Below are 21,490 nucleotides of genomic sequence, written 5' to 3'. Positions count from 1 at the left end.
TTCTCGCCGTGCACCGCCACCTCGGCGAACTGGAGTCGATCATGCCGCCGGGCACTCCGGGACGAACCGGGGTGGGGCGCTGGGGAACAATGGGCCGGTGACCACTCCCCGAGATCTCGTGCTGCTCGGTTCGACCGGCTCGATCGGCACCCAGGCCATCGACATCGTCAAGCGCAACCCGGACCGCTTCCGGGTGGTGGCGCTGGGCGCGGGTGGCGGCAACGTGGACCTGCTCGCCACACAGGCGCTGGAGCTGGGCGTGGAGGCGGTCGGTGTGGCCCGCGCGTCCGCCGCGCAGGATCTCCAGCTCGCGTTCTACGCGGAGGCGAGCCGGCGTGGCTGGGCCACCGGTGACTTCAAGCTGCCGAAGATCGTGGCCGGTCCGGACGCGATGGCCGAGCTGGCGCAGTGGCCGTGCGACGTGGTGCTCAACGGCGTGGTCGGCTCGCTGGGCCTGCCGCCCACGCTGGCCGCGCTGCACGCCGGGCGTACCCTCGCGCTTGCCAACAAGGAGTCGCTGGTGGCCGGCGGCCCGCTGGTCAAGGCCGCGTTGGCGCGGCACCCGGGCCGCGGCCAGATCGTTCCGGTGGACTCGGAGCACTCGGCGCTGGCGCAGTGCCTGCGTGGCGGCGCCCGGGGCGAGGTACGGCGGCTGGTGGTCACCGCCAGCGGCGGCCCGTTCCGGGGACGGCGGCGCGACGAGCTGACCGCCGTCACGCCGGAGCAGGCGCTGGCGCACCCCACCTGGAACATGGGCCCGGTCGTCACGATCAACTCCGCCACGATGGTCAACAAGGCGCTGGAGGTGATCGAGGCGCACGAGTTGTTCGACGTGCCGTACGCCGACATCGAGGTGATGGTCCACCCGCAGTCGGTGATCCACTCGATGGTCGAGTTCACCGACGGCTCGACGCTCGCCCAGGCCAGCCCGCCGGACATGCGGCTGCCCATCGCGCTGGGCATCGGCTGGCCGGACCGCGTGCCCGCCGCCGCCGCCGCGGTCGACTGGACCGCCGCCCACACCTGGGAGTTCTTCCCGCTGGACGACGCGGCGTTCCCGGCGGTGGCGCTGGCCAAGGCGGCGGGCGAGGCCGGGCGCTGCCGTCCGGCGATCTACAACGCGGCGAACGAGGAGTGCGTGGCCGCGTTCGTCGCGGGTCGGCTGCCGTTCCTCGGCATCGTCGACACCCTCCAGCGGGTGCTGGAGGACGCTCCCGATTTCGACGAACCAGGTACCGTCGAGGACGTGCTCGCCGCCGAGTCGTGGGCACGGGCGCACGCCCAGGAGATCATCGTCGGGTCGGTGGAAGGAGCTCGATGAGCTATCTGCTCGGGGTGGTGCTGTTCGCCCTGGCGATTCTCATCTCGGTGAGCCTGCACGAGGCGGGGCACATGCTGACCGCCAAGGCGTTCGGGATGAAGGTCACGCGCTACTTCGTCGGCTTCGGGCCGACGCTGTGGTCGTTCAGGCGGGGCGAGACCGAGTACGGAGTCAAGGGCATCCCGCTCGGCGGCTTCTGCAAGATCGTCGGAATGACGCCGCAGGACGACGACGTCGAGCCGGGCGACGAGAAGCGCGCCATGTGGCGCTACCCGGTGTGGAAGCGGACGATCGTGATGTCCGCCGGCTCGATCACCCACTTCGCCCTGGCCCTGATCGCGCTCTGGATCATCGCGGTGTCGGTCGGGCTGCCGAACCCGAAGTTTCCCAGCACCGAGGCCGGCTACCGGGCCGAACCGGCGGTGGTCGCCCTCACGCCGTGCGTCACGGTGGACAAGGTTCGCGCCTGCGAGTCCGGCGACCCGGCCAGCCCGGCCGCGCGGGCCCAGCTCAAGGACGGCGACCGGATCACCGCGGTGAACGGCAAGCCGGTGTCCACCTGGGGCGACATGCAGGACGTGGTCCGCGCCACCCCACCCGGCACGGCCACCGTCACCTTCGAGCGCGACGGCCGGTCGCAGGACGCCAAGGTCGACCTGGCCCCGGTGCAGCGCCCGCCGCTGAACGATCCGAAGGGGGCCGCCTCGTCGGTCTCCGCGCTCGGCGTGGCGCTCTCGCCCAGCACCCCGACGCGGGTGGAGTACGGCCCGGTCGCCGCGTTCGGCGCCACCGCCGACTTCACCGGCAACATGGCAGTGCAGACGGCCCACGCCATGCAGCGCATCCCGCAGAAGGTGCCCGCGCTGTGGAACGCGATCACCGGCGGCGAGCGCGACATGGACACCCCGATCAGCGTGGTCGGCGCCAGCCGGCTCGGCGGCGAGGCCGTGGAGAACAACGCCTGGATGGTGTTCTTCATGCTGTTCGTGTCGCTGAACTTCTTCATCGGCGTGTTCAACCTGCTGCCGCTGCTGCCGCTGGACGGCGGCCACATCGCCATCGCCTGGTTCGAACGGGCGCGGTCCTGGCTCTACGCGCGCATCGGCCGCGCCGACCCCGGCCGCGTCGACTACCTCAAACTCATGCCGTTCACGTACGCGGTGATCCTGATCGGTGGCGCGTTCACGCTGCTGACCGTCACCGCCGATGTCATCAACCCCATCACGCTCTTCTCAAGGTGAGTGCCTGAAGTGACCGCTGTCAGTCTCGGTATGCCCCCCGTACCGCCGCCGCCGCTGGCCCCGCGCCGGGCCAGCCGCCAGATCATGGTCGGTCCGGTGCCGGTCGGTGGTGGCGCGCCGGTCTCGGTGCAGTCCATGACCACCACCCTCACCGCCGACGTCAACGCCACGCTCCAGCAGATCGCCGAGCTGACCGCGTCCGGCTGCCAGATCGTCCGGGTCGCCGTGCCGTCGCAGGACGACGTCGAGGCGCTGCCCGCTATCGCGCGCAAGTCGCAGATCCCGGTGATCGCCGACATCCACTTCCAGCCGAAGTACGTCTTCGCGGCGATCGACGCCGGCTGCGCGGCGGTGCGGGTGAACCCGGGCAACATCCGGCAGTTCGACGACAAGGTCAAGGAGATCGCGCGGGCCGCGGGCGACGCGGGCGTGCCGATCCGGATCGGCGTCAACGCCGGCTCGCTGGACAAGCGCCTCCTGGCCAAGTACGGCAAGGCCACCGCCGAGGCGCTGGTGGAGTCGGCGCTGTGGGAGTGCTCGCTGTTCGAGGAGCACGGCTTCCGGGACATCAAGATCTCGGTCAAGCACAACGACCCGGTGGTGATGATCCGCGCGTACCGGCTGCTGGCCGAGAAGTGCGACTACCCGCTGCACCTCGGCGTCACCGAGGCGGGCCCGGCGTTCCAGGGCACGATCAAGTCGGCGGTGGCGTTCGGCGCGCTGCTGGCCGAGGGCATCGGCGACACCATCCGGGTCTCGCTGTCCGCCCCGCCGGTCGAGGAGATCAAGGTCGGCAACCAGATCCTGGAGTCGCTGGGGCTGCGTGAGCGTGGCCTGGAGATCGTCTCCTGCCCGTCCTGCGGCCGGGCGCAGGTCGACGTCTACAAGCTGGCCGAGGAGGTCACCGCCGGTCTGGAGGGCCTGCCGGTGCCGCTGCGCGTCGCGGTCATGGGCTGCGTGGTGAACGGCCCGGGCGAGGCCCGCGAGGCCGATCTCGGTGTGGCCTCGGGCAACGGCAAGGGCCAGATCTTCGTCAAGGGCAAGGTCGTCAAGACCGTCCCCGAGGCGCAGATCGTGGAGACGCTGATCGAGGAGGCGCTGCGGATCGCCGACGAGATGGGCGCCGAGATCCCCGAGGAACTGCGCGAACTGGTGCCGGGCGGCGCCACCGTCACCGTGCACTGATCCGATCCCGCGTCGCCGTGCGGCCGTCCCCCTCCGGGGGCGGCCGCACGCGCCGTCTCAGGGCCGGGCACGGCGGCGAGGGGGGGAGAGGGCGAACCAGCCGGGCGGTGCTCACTCGGACTCGGCGAGGATGGCGTAGAGCTTGCGCCGCGTCTCGTCGAGCACCTGGGCGGCCCGGGCGCGCTGGTCGTCGGTGCCGGTGGTCATCACCTGCCGCAGCGCCTGCATGGCCTGCCCGCCGGCGTCGCGGATGTCGTGCCAGCTGTTGACGGTCTGCTCGGCGAACTCCGCCCAGGGCGGGGTCTGCGCCGCGTCGGCCGCCTCGGCCTGGCCCGCCTCGGTGAGCGCGAACCGCTTGCGCCCGCCCTCGGAGTCGGCGGCGGTCGCGATGACGCCCTCGTCCTCCAGCAGTTGCAGCGTGGGGTAGATCGACCCGGGGCTGGGCCGCCAGGCCCCACCGGTGCGGGAGTCGATCTCCTGGATCATCTCGTAGCCGTGCATCGGCCGCTCGGTGAGCAGGGCCAGCACGGCGCCGCGCACGTTGGGCCGGCGTCCGCGTCCCCGGCCGCCGCGTCCCCGGCCGCGACCGTGCGGTCCAGGGGAAAAAGGCGGCGGACCCGGGGGTACGGGCGGGAAGCCGAAGCCGCCGTGGCGGTGCATCTCGTCGTGCGCGGCGTGCATCCGTCGTCGATGGAAGCCCATCAGCGTTCTCCTTCTGGCGTCGTGTCGCTGATGCATCAACGATATATCGGCAATGCATCGCCGACAAGATGGTGAGGAAATCCGGCTGCAAACCGTACGTACGTCTCGCTAGGGTGTCGGGGTGCGCCTGCTCCCCGAACCGGGCCCGTCCCGGACCCTCGCCCTCTCCACCCTCGTCAACACGGTGGGGCGGGGCACGTGGCTCACCGCCAGCGCGCTGTTCCTGACCCGGTCGGTCGGGCTCACGGTGGCCCAGGTCGGTGTGGCGCTCACCCTCACCGGACTGGTCAGCCTGCTGGCGAGCACGCCGATGGGCTACCTCGCCGACCGTCTCGGCCCGCGCGGGCTCCAGATGGCCGCGCTGCTCGCCTCGTCCGGGTGCACCGCCGCCCTGGTCGCGGTGCGCTCGTTCACCGGCTTCCTGCTCGTCGGTGTGCTGATGGCGGTCGCCGACGCGGGCACGCGGGGTGCCCGGGGCGCGTTGATCGCCGGCGCCGTCCCACCCGACCAGCGGGTGCGCACCCGCGCCTACCTGCGCGCGGTCACGAACGTCGGGATCTCGGTGGGCACGGTTCTGGCCGGGTTCGCGCTGGCCGCCGACACCCGCGGCGCGTACGTCACGCTGATCCTGCTCGACGCCGCCACCTATGTGCTCGCCGCGGCGGTGCTGCTGCGGCTCCCGCCGGTGCCCCCGATGCCCGCCCCGGCGCACGGACCACGGCTGATCGCGCTGCGGGACCGCCCGTTCCTCGCCTTCACCGTGCTGGACGGGCTCATGTCCATGCACTTCTCGCTGATCAACATCGCCCTGCCGCTGTGGATCGCCGGGCACACCACGGCGCCGAACTGGCTCATCTCCGTCTGCCTGCTCGTCAACACGGTGGTGGTGATCCTGTTCCAGGTCCGCGCCTCGCGCGGCACCGAGGACCTGACCGGCGCGGGCCGGGCCGCCCGCCGGGCCGGCGTCCTGCTGGCTGTCGCCTGCGCGCTGTTCGCGGCCGGCGGCGGCGTACCGGTGGCGGTGGCGGTGCCGCTGCTGCTGGCCGGTGCGCTGGTGCACGTCGTGGGGGAGCTGTGGCACGCGGCGGCCGGCTGGGGCATCTCCTTCGGCCTGGCCCCGGCGCACGCGCACGGCCAGTACCAGGGCGCGTACGGCATGGGCATGCAACTCGGTTCGATGGTCGCCCCGGTGGTGGTGACCACGCTGGCGATCGGGTGGGGCGTACCCGGCTGGCTGGTGATCGGCGTGGTGTTCCTGCTGCTCGGCGCGCTGGTGCCGCCGGTGGTGCGGTGGGCCGCCCGGACCCGGCCGGCCGCGCCCGAGCCGCTGCCGGTGCCGGCTGCCTGAGCGGGGTACCCGGTCGGCCCGCGTGTGCCGGGGTGGATCTGGCAGGCTGGTAACCGTGCTCACGATGCCGGTACGCCAACTGGGGGAGTCGGAGCGCCGCGCGGTCGAGCGGCTGCTCGATCTCGACCCGTACGCCGGCGCGCAGGTCGCCGAGCGGGTGTCGGCACGCGGGCTGGCCTGGTGGCGGGCGGAGGCGCGGATCCTCGGGTACGGCGCCCGCCGCAACCTGGAGTCGATCTGCTGGCTGGGCGGCAACCTGACCCCGGTGCTCGCGTCCGAGTCGGCGGTGACCGCGTTCGCCGACCAGTTGAGCGCCGAGGACCGGCTCTGTTCCTCGATAGTGGGCCGCGCCGACGCGGTGCTCGGGCTCTGGGACCGCCTCTCCGCGCACTGGGGGCCGGCTCGGGACGTACGCCCGAATCAGCCGCTGCTGGCCACGGACGCGTTGCCGGCCGTGGCGCCCGACCCGCACGTGCGCCGGGTGCGCGGCACCGAGGTCGACCGGCTGTTCCCGGCGGCGGTGGCGATGTACACCGAGGAGGTCGGGGTGTCGCCGCTGGCCGAGGACGGTGGGCTCGGCTACCGGCGGCGGGTGACCGAGCTGGTCCGCGCCGGCCGCGCCTACGCCCGCTTCGTCGACGGGCGGGTGGTCTTCAAGGCCGAGCTGGCCGTGGTGACCCGCCGGACCGCGCAGGTGCAGGGCGTCTGGGTGGCGCCGGAGTGGCGCGGCCGGGGCATCGCCACCGCGGCGATGGCCGCCGTGGTCCGGGACGCGCTGGACCGGATCGCGCCCACCGTGAGCCTCTACGTCAACGACTTCAACCTGCCCGCCCGGCGGGTCTACGAGCGCTGCGGCTTCCGCCCGGTGGGCGCGCTCGCCACAGTGCTGTTCTGAGGATCACCCCCGCCAGAGGTTCGTGGCGGCGGTCGACCTCATCGCCGAACAGGGCTTCTTTCAGTCCAGGACCGTCCTGTTCGAGGAGCTGCTGCGGCACGGCATCGGCCTGCTGAGCGCCGACTTCCGGGCCGCCGTCGACGGGCTGCCGCCGCTGGACGCGCTCGGCGCACTGGTCCGTCTGGACGTGCGTACCGCGAGTTCGGCGCTGTTCGGCGTCGGGCTGGTGGTGGCGGTGGACTGGCTGCTCGGCATCGTCCGGCGGGTCGCCCGGACCTGACCAGCGGTCGGTAATTCGGTTGATTCCGGGCCGCCGGAAGGGTGAGGCTGAGGGCACCGCCCCCACCGATCCGAGTCCGGAGGACCTCCATGCGCCTGCTCCGAGATCTCTGGGCCACGGCGCCCCGGCGGATGGCGGCGGTCCTGCTGCTGATCGTGCTGGGCGCCGGTGGTCAGGCGGCGGCCTCCGCGCTGGCCGGGCCGGTGCTGGTGCACCGCTCGTCCGGCTGGTTCGTCGTGCTCGCGGTGGCGCTCGTCGCCGCTGTCGTCACCGACCTGCTGATCGGCCTGATCATGGCCCGGCTCACCGCCGACTGGTCGGCCGACGTGCGGCGGCGGCTCTGCCGGGTCGCGCTCGGCCAGGACCTGTCCACCCTGGAGACCACACCGGTCGGCGAACTGCTCGACCGGATCGACAACGACGTCTACCAGGTAGCCGCCGAGATGCGGAACACCGGCGTACGGCTGGCGCAGGGCCTCGCGGTCTGCGCCCTCTCGGCGGTCAGCGCCCTCATCGTCTGGTGGCCCGCGGGCGTCGGCATGATCCTGCTCACCGCCCTGCTCGCGGTGACGCTGCGCCGCCCGACCGCCCGGATCGCCCCGGCCCGGATGGCCGAGGAGGAGGCGTGGTCCGACCTCGCGGCAGTGATGGAGGAGGCGGTGCACGGGCAGGACGACGTGCGCACCAGCCTCGCCCGGCCGTACGTGCTGCGCCTCTACGCCCGCCGCGCGGCCGAGGTGATCGCCCGGTGCGTCCGGGTGTTCCGGCTCTCCGCCCGGGTCACCTCGATCGCCGCCGGCGCGGTCCGGGTCGGCGTCGCCGGTGTGGTGCTGGGCGGCGCGTGGGCGCTCGCCACCGGCCGCGTCGACGCCGCCCGGCTCACCGCGATCTGGCTGCTGACCATCGCGTTCGGCGCGACGGTCGAGCACATCGCCCGCTGGGTGCCGCACCTGCAGCAGGCGTTCGGCGCGTGGGGCCGGGTGCAACTGCTCGCCGGGTCGCCACAGGAACCGGACGGCGGGGCCGCCCCTGTCGACGGCGACCTGACCGTCCGCGGGCTCACCTACCGCTACCCGGCTGGCGGGGACGACCGTGGGCCGGCGCTGCGCGACGTGCACCTCGACTTCGTCCGGGGCCGCTCGTACGCGCTGGTCGGGCGTACCGGCTCGGGCAAGTCGACGCTGGCCAAGGTGCTCACCCGGGCGGTGGAGGTGCCGCGCGGCACGGTCTTCCTCGGCGGCACCGACCTGGTCGACCTGGACGTCGAGGAGCTGCGCCGGTGGATCGCGGTGGTGCCGCAGCGCACCGAGATCCTGGCCGGCACGATGGCCGAGAACGTGGCGCTGTTCGACCCGGAGCTGCTGGACGCCGCCGAACGGGCGCTGGCCGAGCTGGGCCTGACCGCCTGGATCGCCGAGCTGCCCGACGGCGTGCACACCCGGCTCGGCGACGGCGGCTACGTGCTCTCCGCCGGGCAGGAACAGCTCGTCGCGTTCGCCCGCATCCTGGTCCGAGACCCGCACGTGGTGATCCTCGACGAGGCCACCGCGCGGCTCGACCCGGTCACCGAGAACCGGGTACGCGAGGCCACCGAAAGGCTGCTCACCGACCGGATCGGCATCGTCATCGCGCACCGGCTCTCCTCGGTGCGCCGCTGCGACGAGGTGGTGGTGATGGCCGACGGGGCCGTGCTGGAGGCCGGTCCGCTGCGCGAGTCCGCCCGCTTCGCCGAGCTACTCGCCACCAGCCACGCCGGTGCGTACTCCGGGGTGGGCACCCGGCGCGGCGGCGTGGACCTGCTCGACGCGCCCGCCTGGGACGACGCGCCCGCCACGCCGGCCGCCACCGCGACGCGGCCGGTCGCCGTGCCGCGCGCCGACCCGCCACCGGCGCCGCCCCCGCCCCCCGCGCGGACCATGCGCGAGATCCTCCGGCTGGGCTTCAACGACCCCCGGTACGGCCTGATCTCGGTCGGCCTGTTCATCGTGATGACGGTGCTCGGGATGGACGGCGCGGTGCTGCCCTGGCTCTGGGCCGACCTGGTCGGCGGCGGCGACCCGTGGCTGCCGGCGCTGGGCATCGTGGCCGCGCTGCTCGTGGTGCTGCCGCTGCCGTACCTGACCAACCTGTGGTTCCCGCAGTGGTGGATCCGGCAGATGCTGCGGATCAGCGCCCGGCTGGTGCACGGGCAGACCGGCGCGCGACGGGTCAGCGGGCACACCCCGGCCGAGGTGGTGGCCCAGGGCGGCGACACCGACCGGGTGGTGCACCTCGCCGACAACCTGATGGACCAGTTCATCTCGCTGGTCATCGTGGTCACCATGACGCTGGTGACCGGCAGTCTCGTACCGGCGTTGTTCTTCGTCGGCACGATGGTGGTCTCCGGGCTGGCGGCGACGCTGTTCGGGCCCCGGCTGGAACGCACCGCGGCCGGCACGGTGAAGGCGCGCGCCGCGTTCGCCACCGCGCTGGTCTCCGCGCTGTCCGCCGCCCGGACGGTGAAGCTGGCCGGCGCCACCCGCCCGGTGCTGCGTCACCTCGCCCGGCTGGACGAGGTACGCAGCGAGCGGCAGCGCCGCGAGATCGCCATGCAGGTGTGGGCCCGGTCCACCCCAGCGGTCGCCAGCGGCCTGCTGCCGATCGGCGCGTGGGCGCTCTATCTGACAGGCGGGCTGTCCGCCGGCGCCACGCTGGTGGCCGTCTCCACCCTGGGCGCGGCCCGCTGGTTCGCGTGGACCACCGCGTCACTGGTCTCGCAGTACCCGTCGGCGCGGGTGTGGACGAAGCGGACGGTGGCGATGACCGGCGCGGCCGTGTACGCGGCGCCGGTGCCCGGGCTGGACCTGGTGGCGGGCACCGCGCCCGCGCCCGAGCCGCCGCCCCGGCACCCGCTGCGCCGCCTGGAGCTGTCCGGCTTCGGCGCGCTGCACTCCGACGGCATGCTCGCCGTCCGCGACGTCGACCTGGTGGTCGAGCGCGGGCAGCTGGTGCTCGTCGTCGGCCCGGTCGGGTCCGGCAAGTCGTCGCTGCTGCGCGCGCTCGCCGGGATCGTGCACCACGTCGGCGAGCTGCGCTGGAACGGCGACCCGGTCACCGAGCCGGAGATGTTCCTGCGTCCCAACCAGGTCGGGTACGTGGGCCAGTTGCCCCGGGTGCTCTCCGGCACGGTGGCCGACAACATCGCGCTCGGCCATCAGGTGGACGCCGCCGGGGCGGTCTCGACCGCGCAGCTCGAACACGACCTGGCCGCGGCCGGTGGCGGGCTCGGGCTGCTGATCGGGCACAAGGGCACCCGGCTGTCCGGCGGCCAGCTCCAGCGGCTGGCGCTGGCCCGCGCGCTCGCTCCGCGTACCGAGCTGCTGGTGGCCGACGACGTGTCGTCGGCGCTGGACGTCAGCACGGAGCTGGCGTTGTGGGCGGCGCTGCGCGAGTACGGGGTGACCGTGGTCGGCTCGACCGCCAAGCGGGCCGCGCTGGTCCGGGCCGACCACGTGGTGGTGCTGATCGACGGCACCGTCGCCGACCAGGGCACCTGGGCCGACCTGGAACCCCGCTGGAACCACCTGGCCGGCTGACCGCCCGGGCCTCCGGGCGGTCAGAGCGCCCGGGTGTACGGGTTGGGCCAGGTGGGGGTGGCGCCGAGCTTGGCGGCGGCGCGGTGCGGCCAGTACGGGTCGCGCAGCAGTTCCCTGCCCAGCAGCACCAGGTCCGCCTCGCCGCCGGCCACGATCTGCTCGGCCTGCTCGGGCTCGACGATCAGGCCCACCGCGCCGGTCGGCACTCCGGCGTCGCGGCGGATCCGGGCCGCCAGCGGCACCTGGTAGCCGGGTCCGACCGGGATGGACGCCTGGACCGCCGCGCCTCCGGAGGAGGTGTCCACCAGGTCGACACCGGCGGCGGCCAGTTCCCCGGCGAGCACCACGCTGTCCTCGACGGTCCAGCCGTCGTCGGTCCAGTCGGTCGCGGAGATCCGGGTCAGCACCGGCACCGACTCGCCCACCGCGGCGCGTACCGCGCGGGCCACCTCCAGCGTGAGCCGCATCCGGGCGGCGCGGTCGCCGCCGTAGCCGTCGGTGCGCCGGTTGGTCAGCGGGGAGAGGAACTCGTGCAGCAGGTAGCCGTGGGCGGCGTGGATCTCCACGGCGGCGAACCCGGCGTCCAGCGCCCGCCCGGCGGCGGTGGCGAAGGCGTCCACCACCGCGGCGATGCCCGCCTCGTCCAGCGCGGTCGGCGTGCGGTACTCCGGCACGAACGGCTGGTCACCCGGCCCGACCGGGGTCCAGCCGCCCTCGGCGTCCGGCACGCCGCCGCGCGCCGACGCCCACGGCCGGTACGTGGACGCCTTGAACCCGGCGTGCGCGAGCTGCACGGCCGGGACCGCGCCGTGGCCGGCGACGAAGGCGGTGATCGGCCGCCACGCGTCGACGTGCGCGCCGGACCAGAGCCCGGTGTCCTGCGGGCTGATCCGGCCCTCGGGCACCACGGCTGTCGCCTCGGTGATCACCAGGCCGGCGCCGCCGACCGCGCGGGAACCCAGGTGGACGCGGTGCCAGTCGGTGGGCAGGCCGTCGGGCCCGGCGCTGTACTGGCACATGGGCGCCAGCGCGATCCGGTTGGGCAGGGTGACGCCGCGCAGGGCCAGCGGGGTGAACAGGGCGCTCATTCTCGGATCCTCCGGTCATGGCTTCGGGTGCGCCTCCGGTGGGAGACGCACCCGAAGGAGTGTGGATCAGGCGGGTACGGGGTCGAGCCGCTCGGTCTCGGCGGGCTCGATCAGGTCGCGCTTGCCGGCCGAGTCGTACGCGGCCCGGTCGAGCGTGCCCTCCCGGGCGGCCACGATGGTCGGCACCACCGCCTGCCCGGCCACGTTGGTGGCGGTGCGGATCATGTCCAGGATCGGGTCGATGGCCAGCAGCAGGCCCGCCCCGGCCAGCGGCAGGCCCAGCGTGCTCAGGGTCAGCGTCAGCATGACGATCGCGCCGGTCAGGCCGGCGGTGGCGGCCGAGCCGACCACCGAGACGAACGCGATCAGCAGGTAGTCGGTGACGCCGAGGTTCACACCGAACACCTGCGCCACGAAGATCGCGGCGAGCGCCGGGTAGATGGCGGCGCAGCCGTCCATCTTCGTGGTGGCGCCGAACGGCACCGCGAAGGAGGCGTACTCGCGGGGGACGCCGAGGCGCTCGACCGAGCGCTGGGTCACCGGCATGGTGCCCACCGAGGAGCGGGAGACGAAGGCCAGCTCGATGGCGGGCCAGGCGCCGGCGAAGAAGCGCAGCGGGTTGAGCTTGCCGGCCACCGCCAGCAGCACCGGGTAGACCACGAACAGCACCAGCGCGCAGCCGACGTAGACGGCTGTGGTGAACTTCGCGAGCGGGGCGAGCAGGTCCCAGCCGTACGAGGCGACGGCGTTGCCGATCAGGCCGAGCGTGCCGATCGGGGCGAGCCGGATGACCCACCAGAGCGCCTTCTGCACGATCGACAGCAGCGAGCGGTTGAGCGCCACGAACGGCTCGGCGGCGTCGCCGACCAGCAGCGCGGCGGCGCCCACCACCAGGGCGAGGAAGACGATCTGCAGGACGTTGCCCTCGACGAACGCGCCGACCGGGTTGGTCGGCACGATGCCGGTGAGGAAGTCGATCCAGGAGCCGGTGGTCTTCGGCGCGGTGGCGCCGGCCGGGTCCAGGTTCACGCCCCGGCCGGGGTCGGTGAGCAGGCCGAGACCGATGCCGATGCTCACCGCGATGAGCGCGGTGACGGCGAACCAGAGCAGCGTCTTGACGGCGAGCCGGGCGGCGTTGGCGACGCCGCGCAGGCTCACCACGCTGACCACGATGGCGGTGAAGACCAGCGGCGGCACGGCGAGCTTGAGCAACTGGACGAAGAGGCCGCCGACGGTGTCGAGCGTGCTGGTCAGCCAGGCGAGGTCGGCGGCGCGGGCGAGGAAACCGAGCGCCACGCCCAGCACGAGGCCGAGCAGGATCTGGACGGAGAAGGGAATTCTGCGCAGGGCGGAGGTCATGAGGACGGGTCCAGGGTCTGGAGAGGGAAGGCGGGCGTCAGGGCGTGGAGCTACGCCGGACAGACGCCGCTGGCCTGCCGTCGCAGATCGACGTACAGGCGCTCGGTGAGGCACCAGACATTGGTCATCGTCGCGACACGTTACTCCCGTCCTGGGTGGGAACGGAAGGACCGTCGCCGGTGAGGCTCCTTACAGCCAGGTAACCGGCGGTGACCAGTCCCCAGGCGGCGACCACGACCAGCAGCACCCGTTCCGACACCCCGAGCAGCGCGCTGCGCCCGACCAGGAGCAGTGCCGCCGCTACCACGGCGGCCACCGGCAGCGCCACCGCCGCGCCGACCGCGGCGATCCGCCGCAGCCCCACGTCCGCCGCCGGGGAGAACAGCAGCGCCAGCATGGCGAGCACCACCGCGGCGGTCGCCGCGATGCTCGCACCGCCATGCACCAGGTCGGCCACCGTGGTCGCCTCGAACGGCGGCAGCGGGCAGCCCTCGCTGCACGTGACGGCGCCGGAGAGCACCGTGGCGACCGCGCCGACGCCGAGCAGCCCGGCCGCCGCCCGCACCCCCGGCGGCAGCGCCCCGGCGAGCAGCAGCAGCGACGCGGCCACCGAGAAGATCCCGATCCGGTACGCCCCGGCGTACCCGCTGTCGGTGACACCGGCTTCACTGACGTACGCGGCGGGGCCGGGAACGGGGCCGACGACCACCGTGATCGTCACCGCTGTCACGCCGGCGGCCAGGCAGACGGCGGCGAACGCGGCGGCGATCCGGCGGCCGGTGTCCTCAGCCACGTCCGTGCGGGGTGGTCCAGCCGGACAGATCCGGACTCAGCGGCACGATCCGGGTCGGGTTGATCATGTCGTGGGTGGCGTAGTAGTGCCGCTTGATGTGGTCGAAGTCCACCGTCTCGCCGAAGCCCGGCGTCTGGAACAGGTCCCGCGCGTACGCCCACAGCACCGGCATCTCGGTGAGCTTGCGCTGGTTGCACTTGAAGTGGCCGTGGTATGCCACGTCGAAGCGCACCAGCGTGGTGAACAGGCGCACGTCCGCCTCGGTGATCGCGTCGCCCATCAGGTAGCGCCGACCGGACAGCCGCTCGCTCAGCGCGTCGAGGCGGGCGAACAGCGTGGTGAACGCCTCGTCGTACGCCTCCTGAGAGGTGGCGAAGCCGCACCGGTAGACGCCGTTGTTGACGTCCCGGTGGATCTCCGCCATCAGCGCGTCCATCTCCGGGCGCAACTCGACCGGGTACAGATCCGGCGCGTCCGGCGCGTGGAACCGCCGCCACTCGGTGGAGAAGTCCAGCGTGAGCTGCGGATAGTCGTTCGTGACCACCCGTCCGGTGAGCGTGTCCACGAGCGCCGGCACCGTCACCCGGCCGGTGTATTCCGGGTCGGTGGACAGGTACGCCTCGGACAGGAAGCCGATGCCGAGCACCGGATCGAAGCCGTCCGGGTCGAGCGCGAACCGCCAGCCCCGCTCGTCCCGGATCGGGTCGACGGTGCCCAGCGAGATCACCTCGTCCAGGCCGAGCAGGCCGCGCACGATCCGGGCCCGGTGCGCCCACGGGCAGGCCCGGCACCAGATCAGCCGGTAGCGGCCGGCTTCCAGCGGCCAGCGCCCCTGTTCGTCCGGCCCGCCGCCCTCCGGTGACGTGGAGTGCGGGGTGACCCGGCCGGTGAACCGGTTGGGCTGGCGGACGAACGCGCCGCCGCCGCTTGTCTCTGCGCTGAACTGGGCCCCGGACATGCGGCAAACCTATCCGCTCCGGTCACGGATATCCTGGCGCCGGGTACCCCCGCGACCCGCCGACCGACCCCTTCCCACCCCCGAAGGACGTACGCGCGATGTCAGTGGCCTATCTCGTTGCCGGAGTCCGCACCCCGATCGGCCGGTACGCCGGCGCCCTGGCCGGGGTCCGTCCGGACGACCTGGCCGCGCACGTCATCCGCGAGCTGGTGGCCCGCCACCCCTCGGTCGACTGGGCGCGTACCGACGACGTGATCCTGGGCTGCGCCAACCAGGCCGGCGAGGACAACCGCAACGTGGCCCGGATGGCCGCGCTGCTCGGCGGCCTGCCCGACGAGGTGCCGGGCAGCACCGTCAACCGGCTCTGCGGCTCCGGTCTGGACGCGCTCGCCTGCGCCGCCCGCGCGATCGTCGCCGGAGATGCCGACCTGGTGGTGGCCGGCGGCGTGGAGAGCATGAGCCGCGCGCCGTTCGTCATGCCGAAGGCGGCCACGCCGTTTGCCCGGACCGCCGAGGTGTACGACACCACCATCGGCTGGCGGCTGGTCAACCCGCTGATGCGCAAGGGCTGGGGCGTCGACTCGATGCCGGAGACGGCGGAGAACGTGGCGGCCGAGTTCGGCGTGGACCGGGCCGCGCAGGACGCCTTCGCGTACCGGTCGCAGCAGCGGGCCGCCAGGGCGCAGGCCGACGGCCGGCTGGCCGAGGAGATCGTCCCGGTGACGGTGCCGGCCGGCAAGCGCGAGACGAAGCTGGTCGAGGCCGACGAGCACCCGCGCGAGACGACGCTTGCGAAGCTGGCCGCGCTGCCCACCCCGTTCCGCGAGGGCGGCACGGTGACCGCCGGCAACTCCTCCGGCGTCAACGACGGCGCCGCCGCGCTGCTCGTCGCCTCCGCGGCCGCCGTCGAACGCTACGGCCTCACCCCGCTGGCCCGGGTACGCGGCGCCGCGTCGGCCGGCGTACCGCCACGGATCATGGGCATCGGGCCCGTCCCGGCGACCCGGAAGCTGCTCGACCGCGCCGGCCTGTCGCTGGCCGACGTGGACGTGATCGAGCTGAACGAGGCGTTCGCCGCGCAGTCGGTGGCGGTGCTGCGCGAGCTGGGCCTGCCGGAGGACGCCGAGCACGTCAACCCGGGCGGCGGGGCGATCGCGCTCGGTCACCCGCTCGGCGCCAGCGGCGCCCGGCTGGCGTTGACCGCCGCGCTGGAGCTGCGCCGCCGGGGCGGCCGGCGGGCGCTGGCGACCATGTGCGTCGGCGTCGGACAGGGCATCTCGCTGCTGCTGGAGTCGGACGCCTGACAGCGGCGCAGCATCGCCTCCAGTGGATCTCCCGTACCTGGCCGTACCGGCCTAGAGTGGTCTGGACCACATGATCCGCCATCGACGGCGGACGACGACCTGGGGGACCGAGCGATGCAGACGCCGGAGAGCCTGCCCACCGAGATCGACCTGACCCGGCCGAGCGCCGCCCGGGTCTACGACTACTTCCTCGGTGGGGCGCACAACTTCGAGATCGACCGGCAGCTCGCCGAACAGATCGCGGCCATGACGCCGAACCTGGCCGCCACCATGCGCTCCGGGCGGGAGTTCCTGCGCCGGGCCGTACGGGTGCTGCTCGACGCCGGCATCGACCAGTTCCTCGACATCGGCTCCGGCATCCCCACCGTGGGCAACGTGCACGAGGTCGCCCAGGCCGCCGACCCGGACGCCCGCATCGTCTACGTGGACATCGACCCGGTCGCCGTGGCGCACAGCCACGAGCTGCTCGCCGGCAACGACCGGGCCACGGCGGTCCTGGCCGACCTGCGCGAGCCGAAGCTGATCCTGGAGCACGCCCGCGCCAGCGGCCTGATCGACTTCGACCGGCCGCTGGGCATCCTGCTCGCCGGCGTGGTGCACTTCGTGCCGGACGCCGACCGCCCGGCCGACATCCTGGCCACGCTGCGCGCCGCCGCCGCGCCCGGCAGCTACCTGGTCATCTCCCACTCCACGTTCGAGGATCAGCCGCAGGAGATGCTGGACGCGCAGCGGTTGTCGGCGCGTACCGCCACCGAGATCACGCTGCGCTCGCGGGCCGAGATCACCGGCTTCTTCGGCGACTGGACGATCCTCGAACCGGGCGTGGTGCACATGCCGCTGTGGCGGCCCGACGCGCCGTCGGACGTGGACGAGCACCCGGAGCGGTTCGGCGCCTTCGGCGGCGTGGCCCGGCACGACCGCGCCGACGGCTGAGCCCGTGCGCGCCCCGGACAGCGACGGGGGAGACGTCAGCCGGCCCGGCGCCGCCGCGTACGCCGCCGAGTGGGCTCGCGCGGTGCGCCGCATCGGGTTCGTGCCGCTGAGCGCAGCCGAGACCGAGCGCCTGCTGGTGCCGCTCACCGAGCGGCTCGGCGAGGCCCTGCTCGCCCCCACCTTCTCCGCCTGCCCGGCGGAGGAGGTGGGGCGTGCCCTGGTCGAGGCGCATCTCACCGAGCCCGGCGTGCTCGACTGGTCGGTGCAGGCGCTCGGTGACCGGTTCCTGCAGTGGGTGCTGCCGTCGCGGACGGAGTCGCCCGAGCTGCGCGAGCGGATCGCTCTGCTCCAGGGCGCGTTCGCCGCCGGATTCGCCCGCGCGCTGCGCGACCGGGTGTTCAGCCAGCAGGAGCGGATCGCCCGGTCCGCCTGGCAGGCCCGGGACACCGTCGAGCAGGCGCTGCGGGACAGCGAGGCCCGCTTCCGGGCGGTCTTCACGGGCGCCGTCATCGGCATCGGCATCGCCGGGGTCGACGGGCAGATCATCGAGGTCAACCAGTCCTTCGCGGACATGCTCGGCTACACCGTCGCGGAGATGCGGCGGATGAACGTGTCGGCGTTGGCCTATGCCGACGACGCGGCCGGGATGTGGGAGCTGTACCAGGAGCTGATCGAGGGCAAGCGGGACAGCGCCCGGGTGGAGAAGCGCTACTACCGCAAGGACGGCAGCGTGGTCTGGACCGACCTCGCGGTCTCGCTCGTCCGGCACGACGACGGCCGGCCCCGGTTCACGGTGGCGATGGTGGAGGACATCACCGAGCGGTACGAGTTGCAGCAGCGGCTGCGCTTCCAGGCGCTGCACGACCCGCTGACCGGCCTGCCCAACCGGACGCTGTTCTTCGAGGAGCTGGGCGCGGTCTTCGACGCCGCGGGCCCGGACCAGCGCGTCGGGCTCTGCTTCATCGACCTGGACGGCTTCAAGGCGGTGAACGACAGCCTCGGTCACGACCTGGGCGACCGGCTGCTCAAGGTGATCGCCCGCCGGCTCAGCGACTGCGTGGCCGGGCGTGGCCACCTGGTGGCCCGGATGGGCGGCGACGAGTTCGTCATCCTGGTCGACTCCGACGGCGGCATCGACGACGCGGTCGAGGTCGCCGAGCTGGCCCTGGCCGCCGTCTCGGCGCCGGTGCACGTCGGCGACCAGCAGCTCGCCGTGTCGGCCAGCATCGGCATCGTGGACTGCCCGACGGCCGAGACCAGCGCCGGTGAGCTGATGAAGGCCGCCGACACCACGCTCTACTGGGCCAAGGCGGAGGGCCGGGGGCGCTGGGCGGTGTACGACCCGGAGCGCAGCGCCGCCGACATCGCCCGCTCCGCGCTGGCCGCCAACCTGCCCGCCGCGCTGGACCGGGGCGAGTTCGTGCTGCACTACCAGCCGATCGTGTCGCTGCTGGATGGCACGATGGTGGCGGTCGAGGCGCTGGTGCGCTGGCAGCACCCGGAGCTGGGGCTGATCGGGCCGGACCGGTTCATCGGGCTGGCCGAGGAGACCGGGCTGATCGTCCGGCTCGGCGCCTGGGTGCTGCGCCAGGCGTGCCGCGACGCCGAGTCGTGGCGGCGCGCGTACCCGGACACCACACCGGTGGTCAGCGTCAACCTGGCCGCCCGGCAGGCCGACGACCCGACCATCGTGGAGACGGTTGCCGAGGCGTTGCAGCACACCGGCCTGCCCGCCGAGCTGTTGCAGCTGGAGCTGACCGAGAGCGCCGTCATGGGCAGCGCCGGTGAGCCGCTGCGCACGCTGCACCAGCTCGCCGGCCTCGGGCTGCGGCTGGCCATCGACGACTTCGGCACCGGCTACTCGAACCTGGCGTACCTGCGGCGGCTGCCGATCCACTGCGTGAAGCTGGCGGGCCCGTTCGTCGAGGGGATAAGGGGTGACGGCGGGGACGAGGTCGCCGACCACCGGGACGAGCGGATCGTGGACGCGCTGGTCCGGCTGGCGCACGCGCTGGAGCTGTCGGTGACGGCCGAGGCGGTGGAGACCGAGGTGCAGGCCGAACGGCTGCGGGCGCTGCGCTGCGACACCGGGCAGGGCCGGCTGTTCGGCGCCCCCATGCCCGCCGACGGCATCCGCGCCCGCCTGGGTGGGTAAGGGAGCACCGTGAGCCTCACCGATGCGCAGGCCGTGGTGTCCGTGGTCGCCGCGCTGGCGATCGTCGCCGGCCTGGCCGGGGTGGTGGTGCCGGGGCTGCCGGCGCTGCCGTTGTGCTGGGGCGGCGTGCTGGTGTGGACGCTGTTCGGCGACGCCGGGCCGGGCCGCTGGGTGGTGCTCGCCGGCGCCACCGTGATCGCCGCCGGCGGCACCGTGCTCAAGTACCTCTGGCCCGGCCGCAACCTGAAGCGGACCGGGGTGCCCGCCATGTCGTTGCTGGCGGGCGGGCTGCTCGGCGTGATCGGGTTCTTCGTCATCCCGGTGGTCGGGCTGCCGATCGGCTTCGTCGGCGGGATCTTCGGCGCCGAGCGGCTGCGGCTCGGCGACACCCGCCTGGCCTGGCCGGCCACCGTGCAGGCGCTCAAGGCGGCCGGCCTGTCGATGGTCCTGGAGCTCACCGCCGGCCTGATGATCGCCGCGCTGTGGGTCGCGGGGTTGCTGTTCGTCTAGAGGTGCGGCGGCGCGGGGTGTCCGGAGGGTACGGCCGATCGCCGTACATCAGTGAGAGAGAGGTGGACACCGCGCGCCGCCGCGGACCGGACGTTGCCGAGCGCCCGGTGCCGGCCCGTCGGGTCGGGCCTGGTCACGCCCACAATGATGCCCGCGGTGGAATCCGGCCACAACGTAATTACGGGAGTACGTATTGACCGGCTTGATCGGCCGGGAGCACACTGCGAGCACTCGCACGAGCATCGCCTCGAGGAGGTGTGCAGTGGCCACGACGCCCGCGCCGACCGCCGAGCAGCCGATGGACGACGACGCCCGGCGACTCGCCGAACTCGGCTACAAACAGGAGCTGCGCCGCAAGTGGAGCGGCTTCTCCAACTTCGCGATCTCGTTCTCCATCATCTCGATCCTGGCCGGCTGCTTCACCACGTTCGGCCAGGCGTGGAACAACGGCGGCCCGGTGGCGATCTCCTGGGGCTGGCCGCTGATCTCGCTGTTCATCCTGATCATCGGGCTCTGCATGGCCGAGCTGGTGTCGGCGTACCCGACGGCGGGCGGAATCTACTGGTGGGCGGCGACCATGGGCCGGCCGGTGCACGGCTGGTTCACCGGCTGGCTCAACCTGATCGGGCTGGTCGCGGTGACCGCGTCTGTCGACTACGGCTGCGCCACGTTCCTCAACCTGACGCTGTCGGCGCTCTTCGACGGCTGGGCCGGCACCGGGCACCAGACGTTCGGGCTGTTCGTGGTGATCCTCGCGCTGCACGGGCTGATCAACATCTACGGGCACCGCGTCATCGACGTACTCCAGAACGTCTCGGTCTGGTGGCACGTGGCCGGCGCGGCCGTCGTGGTGCTGATCCTGGTCCTGGTCCCGGACGACCACCAGAGCTTCCGGTTCGTCTTCACCGAGCGGTTCAACAACTCCGGCTTCGGTGACGGCGACACCGGCGGGCTGGCGTTCTGGTTCTACGTGCTGCCGCTGGGCTTCCTGCTGACGCAGTACACGATCACCGGTTTCGACGCCTGCGCGCACGTCTCCGAGGAGACGCGCGGCGCCTCCAAGGCCGCCGCGCAAGGGCTGTGGCGGTCGATCTTCTACTCGGCGGTGGGCGGCTGGATCCTGCTGCTGGCGTTCCTGTTCGCGGCGACCGACGTGGACGCGATAAACGAGGCGGGCGGCTTCTCCGGGGCCATCTTCGAGACCGCGCTGACGCCGTTCTTCTTCAAGGCCGTCATCATCATCTCCACCATCGGGCAGTTCTTCTGCGGGATGAGCTGCGTGACGTCGATGTCGCGGATGGCGTACGCGTTCAGCCGCGACCGGGCGGTGCCGGGCTGGCGGCTCTGGTCGACCGTCGATCGCAACGGCACGCCGGTCAAGGCCATCATCGGGGCGACGCTGGCCGGGCTGGTGCTCACGCTGCCCGCGCTCTACCAGCGCGGCGGCATCCCGGTGGCGTTCTACGCGGTGGTGTCGGTGGCGGTGATCGGGCTGTACCTGTCCTTCATCATCCCGATCTTCCTCCGGCTGCGGATGGGCGACCGGTTCACCCCCGGCCCGTGGACGCTCGGCCGCCGCTACAAGCTGCTCGGCTGGATCGCGGTGGTCGAGATCGCCGTCATCTCGATCTACTTCGTGCTGCCGATCGTCCCGGCCGGCGTGCCCGGCAACCCCGACTTCAGCTGGACGGCTGTCAACTACGCGCCCATCGCGATCGGCGGCGTGCTGCTCGCCGTCGGCATCTGGTGGTACGCCTCTGCCCGCAAGTGGTTCACCGGCCCGCGCCGCACCGTCGAGCAGTCCGAACCGGAGCCGGAACCCGCCGAGCCGTCGTAGCTGTCG

The 21,490-nt window shown here is 73.1% G+C and carries 17 protein-coding genes; 12 read left to right on the top strand and 5 right to left on the bottom strand.

The window, feature by feature from the left end:
• The first annotated feature begins 97 nt into the window (after nucleotides 1–97).
• The 3 genes from dxr to ispG are packed head-to-tail and all read left to right on the top strand — an operon-like array spanning nucleotide 98 to nucleotide 3,747.
• Nucleotides 98–1,321: a 1-deoxy-D-xylulose-5-phosphate reductoisomerase gene (gene dxr, locus ACFYON_RS14495; RefSeq protein WP_354865720.1), complete on the top strand. Its 1,224-nt coding sequence runs from the start codon at nucleotides 98–100 to the stop codon at nucleotides 1,319–1,321.
• On the top strand, nucleotides 1,318–2,562 hold the full coding sequence (locus tag ACFYON_RS14490) for a site-2 protease family protein (protein WP_355015022.1): 1,245 nt from the start codon (nucleotides 1,318–1,320) through the stop codon (nucleotides 2,560–2,562). The genes dxr and ACFYON_RS14490 overlap by 4 nt, the downstream gene beginning before the upstream one ends.
• A 9-nt stretch (nucleotides 2,563–2,571) precedes the next feature.
• Entirely contained in the window at nucleotides 2,572–3,747 is a 1,176-nt protein-coding gene (gene ispG / locus ACFYON_RS14485; RefSeq protein WP_354865716.1) for a flavodoxin-dependent (E)-4-hydroxy-3-methylbut-2-enyl-diphosphate synthase, read from the top strand.
• A 111-nt stretch (nucleotides 3,748–3,858) separates the two neighbouring features.
• On the opposite strand, the gene ACFYON_RS14480 is transcribed toward ispG, so the two are convergent.
• Nucleotides 3,859–4,449 carry a PadR family transcriptional regulator gene (locus ACFYON_RS14480; protein WP_354865714.1) on the bottom strand — a complete coding sequence of 197 codons (591 nt, stop codon included), beginning with the start codon at nucleotides 4,447–4,449 and terminating at the stop codon, nucleotides 3,859–3,861.
• A 121-nt stretch (nucleotides 4,450–4,570) separates the two neighbouring features.
• Here ACFYON_RS14480 and ACFYON_RS14475 point away from each other — a divergent pair, with 121 nt between their 5' ends.
• The 4 genes from ACFYON_RS14475 (at nucleotide 4,571) to ACFYON_RS14460 (ending at nucleotide 10,547) form a co-directional block, all read left to right on the top strand.
• Nucleotides 4,571–5,797 carry an MFS transporter gene (locus ACFYON_RS14475; RefSeq protein WP_354865712.1) on the top strand — a complete coding sequence of 409 codons (1,227 nt, stop codon included), beginning with the start codon at nucleotides 4,571–4,573 and terminating at the stop codon, nucleotides 5,795–5,797.
• A gap of 55 nt (nucleotides 5,798–5,852) precedes the next feature.
• Nucleotides 5,853–6,692, top strand: a complete 840-nt coding sequence (locus ACFYON_RS14470) for a GNAT family N-acetyltransferase (RefSeq protein ID WP_387320801.1) — start codon at nucleotides 5,853–5,855, stop codon at nucleotides 6,690–6,692.
• A 22-nt stretch (nucleotides 6,693–6,714) separates the two neighbouring features.
• Nucleotides 6,715–6,972, top strand: a complete 258-nt coding sequence (locus ACFYON_RS14465) for a hypothetical protein (RefSeq protein WP_354865708.1) — start codon at nucleotides 6,715–6,717, stop codon at nucleotides 6,970–6,972.
• An 89-nt stretch (nucleotides 6,973–7,061) separates the two neighbouring features.
• A complete protein-coding gene (locus ACFYON_RS14460; RefSeq protein ID WP_354865706.1) occupies nucleotides 7,062–10,547 on the top strand; it encodes an ABC transporter ATP-binding protein in 3,486 nt (1,161 codons plus the stop codon).
• A 20-nt stretch (nucleotides 10,548–10,567) separates the two neighbouring features.
• Here the strand turns inward: ACFYON_RS14460 and ACFYON_RS14455 are convergent, their stop codons facing one another.
• From ACFYON_RS14455 to ACFYON_RS14440, 4 genes are all read right to left on the bottom strand, one after another.
• Nucleotides 10,568–11,635: an NADH:flavin oxidoreductase/NADH oxidase gene (locus ACFYON_RS14455; RefSeq protein WP_354865704.1), complete on the bottom strand. Its 1,068-nt coding sequence runs from the start codon at nucleotides 11,633–11,635 to the stop codon at nucleotides 10,568–10,570.
• A 66-nt stretch (nucleotides 11,636–11,701) separates the two neighbouring features.
• On the bottom strand, nucleotides 11,702–12,982 hold the full coding sequence (locus tag ACFYON_RS14450) for a dicarboxylate/amino acid:cation symporter (protein ID WP_354866012.1): 1,281 nt from the start codon (nucleotides 12,980–12,982) through the stop codon (nucleotides 11,702–11,704).
• 136 nt (nucleotides 12,983–13,118) lie between these two features.
• Nucleotides 13,119–13,787, bottom strand: a complete 669-nt coding sequence (locus tag ACFYON_RS14445) for a DUF998 domain-containing protein (RefSeq protein WP_354865702.1) — start codon at nucleotides 13,785–13,787, stop codon at nucleotides 13,119–13,121.
• Entirely contained in the window at nucleotides 13,780–14,745 is a 966-nt protein-coding gene (locus ACFYON_RS14440; RefSeq protein WP_354865701.1) for a glutathione S-transferase C-terminal domain-containing protein, read from the bottom strand. Before ACFYON_RS14440 ends, ACFYON_RS14445 begins: the two co-directional genes overlap by 8 nt.
• 98 nt (nucleotides 14,746–14,843) lie before the next feature.
• Here ACFYON_RS14440 and pcaF point away from each other — a divergent pair, with 98 nt between their 5' ends.
• The 5 genes from pcaF to ACFYON_RS14415 all read left to right on the top strand — a co-directional run bounded on the left by pcaF (nucleotide 14,844) and on the right by ACFYON_RS14415 (nucleotide 21,484).
• Nucleotides 14,844–16,049, top strand: coding sequence for a 3-oxoadipyl-CoA thiolase (gene pcaF, locus ACFYON_RS14435; RefSeq protein WP_355094554.1), 1,206 nt, complete (start codon nucleotides 14,844–14,846; stop codon nucleotides 16,047–16,049).
• 114 nt (nucleotides 16,050–16,163) lie between these two features.
• Nucleotides 16,164–16,982: an SAM-dependent methyltransferase gene (locus ACFYON_RS14430; RefSeq protein ID WP_354865697.1), complete on the top strand. Its 819-nt coding sequence runs from the start codon at nucleotides 16,164–16,166 to the stop codon at nucleotides 16,980–16,982.
• A gap of 4 nt (nucleotides 16,983–16,986) precedes the next feature.
• Nucleotides 16,987–19,137 (top strand): EAL domain-containing protein, encoded by a 2,151-nt coding sequence (locus ACFYON_RS14425; protein ID WP_354865695.1) that lies wholly within the window; start codon nucleotides 16,987–16,989, stop codon nucleotides 19,135–19,137.
• Nucleotides 19,138–19,146: 9 nt separating this feature from the next.
• Entirely contained in the window at nucleotides 19,147–19,647 is a 501-nt protein-coding gene (locus tag ACFYON_RS14420; protein WP_355094556.1) for a DUF456 domain-containing protein, read from the top strand.
• Nucleotides 19,648–19,909: 262 nt separating this feature from the next.
• The gene (locus ACFYON_RS14415; RefSeq protein ID WP_354865691.1) at nucleotides 19,910–21,484 is read left to right on the top strand and encodes an amino acid permease; all 1,575 of its coding nucleotides are present in this window, start codon (nucleotides 19,910–19,912) and stop codon (nucleotides 21,482–21,484) included.
• Nucleotides 21,485–21,490 lie beyond the last annotated feature (6 nt).

The sequence above is a fragment of the Micromonospora sp. NPDC005686 genome, from assembly GCF_042871665.1.
Lineage (GTDB): Bacteria > Actinomycetota > Actinomycetes > Mycobacteriales > Micromonosporaceae > Micromonospora.
This window is presented reverse-complemented; position numbering and strand designations above follow the sequence as displayed.

Coding starts and splice junctions, on each gene's coding strand:
- ACFYON_RS14490 (WP_355015022.1), top strand. CDS start 1,318: ATGAGCTATCTGCTCGGGGTGGTGCTGTTCGCCCTGGCGATTCTCATC.
- ACFYON_RS14480 (WP_354865714.1), bottom strand. CDS start 4,449: ATGGGCTTCCATCGACGACGGATGCACGCCGCGCACGACGAGATGCAC.
- ACFYON_RS14460 (WP_354865706.1), top strand. CDS start 7,062: ATGCGCCTGCTCCGAGATCTCTGGGCCACGGCGCCCCGGCGGATGGCG.
- ACFYON_RS14455 (WP_354865704.1), bottom strand. CDS start 11,635: ATGAGCGCCCTGTTCACCCCGCTGGCCCTGCGCGGCGTCACCCTGCCC.
- ACFYON_RS14440 (WP_354865701.1), bottom strand. CDS start 14,745: ATGTCCGGGGCCCAGTTCAGCGCAGAGACAAGCGGCGGCGGCGCGTTC.
- pcaF (WP_355094554.1), top strand. CDS start 14,844: ATGTCAGTGGCCTATCTCGTTGCCGGAGTCCGCACCCCGATCGGCCGG.
- ACFYON_RS14430 (WP_354865697.1), top strand. CDS start 16,164: ATGCAGACGCCGGAGAGCCTGCCCACCGAGATCGACCTGACCCGGCCG.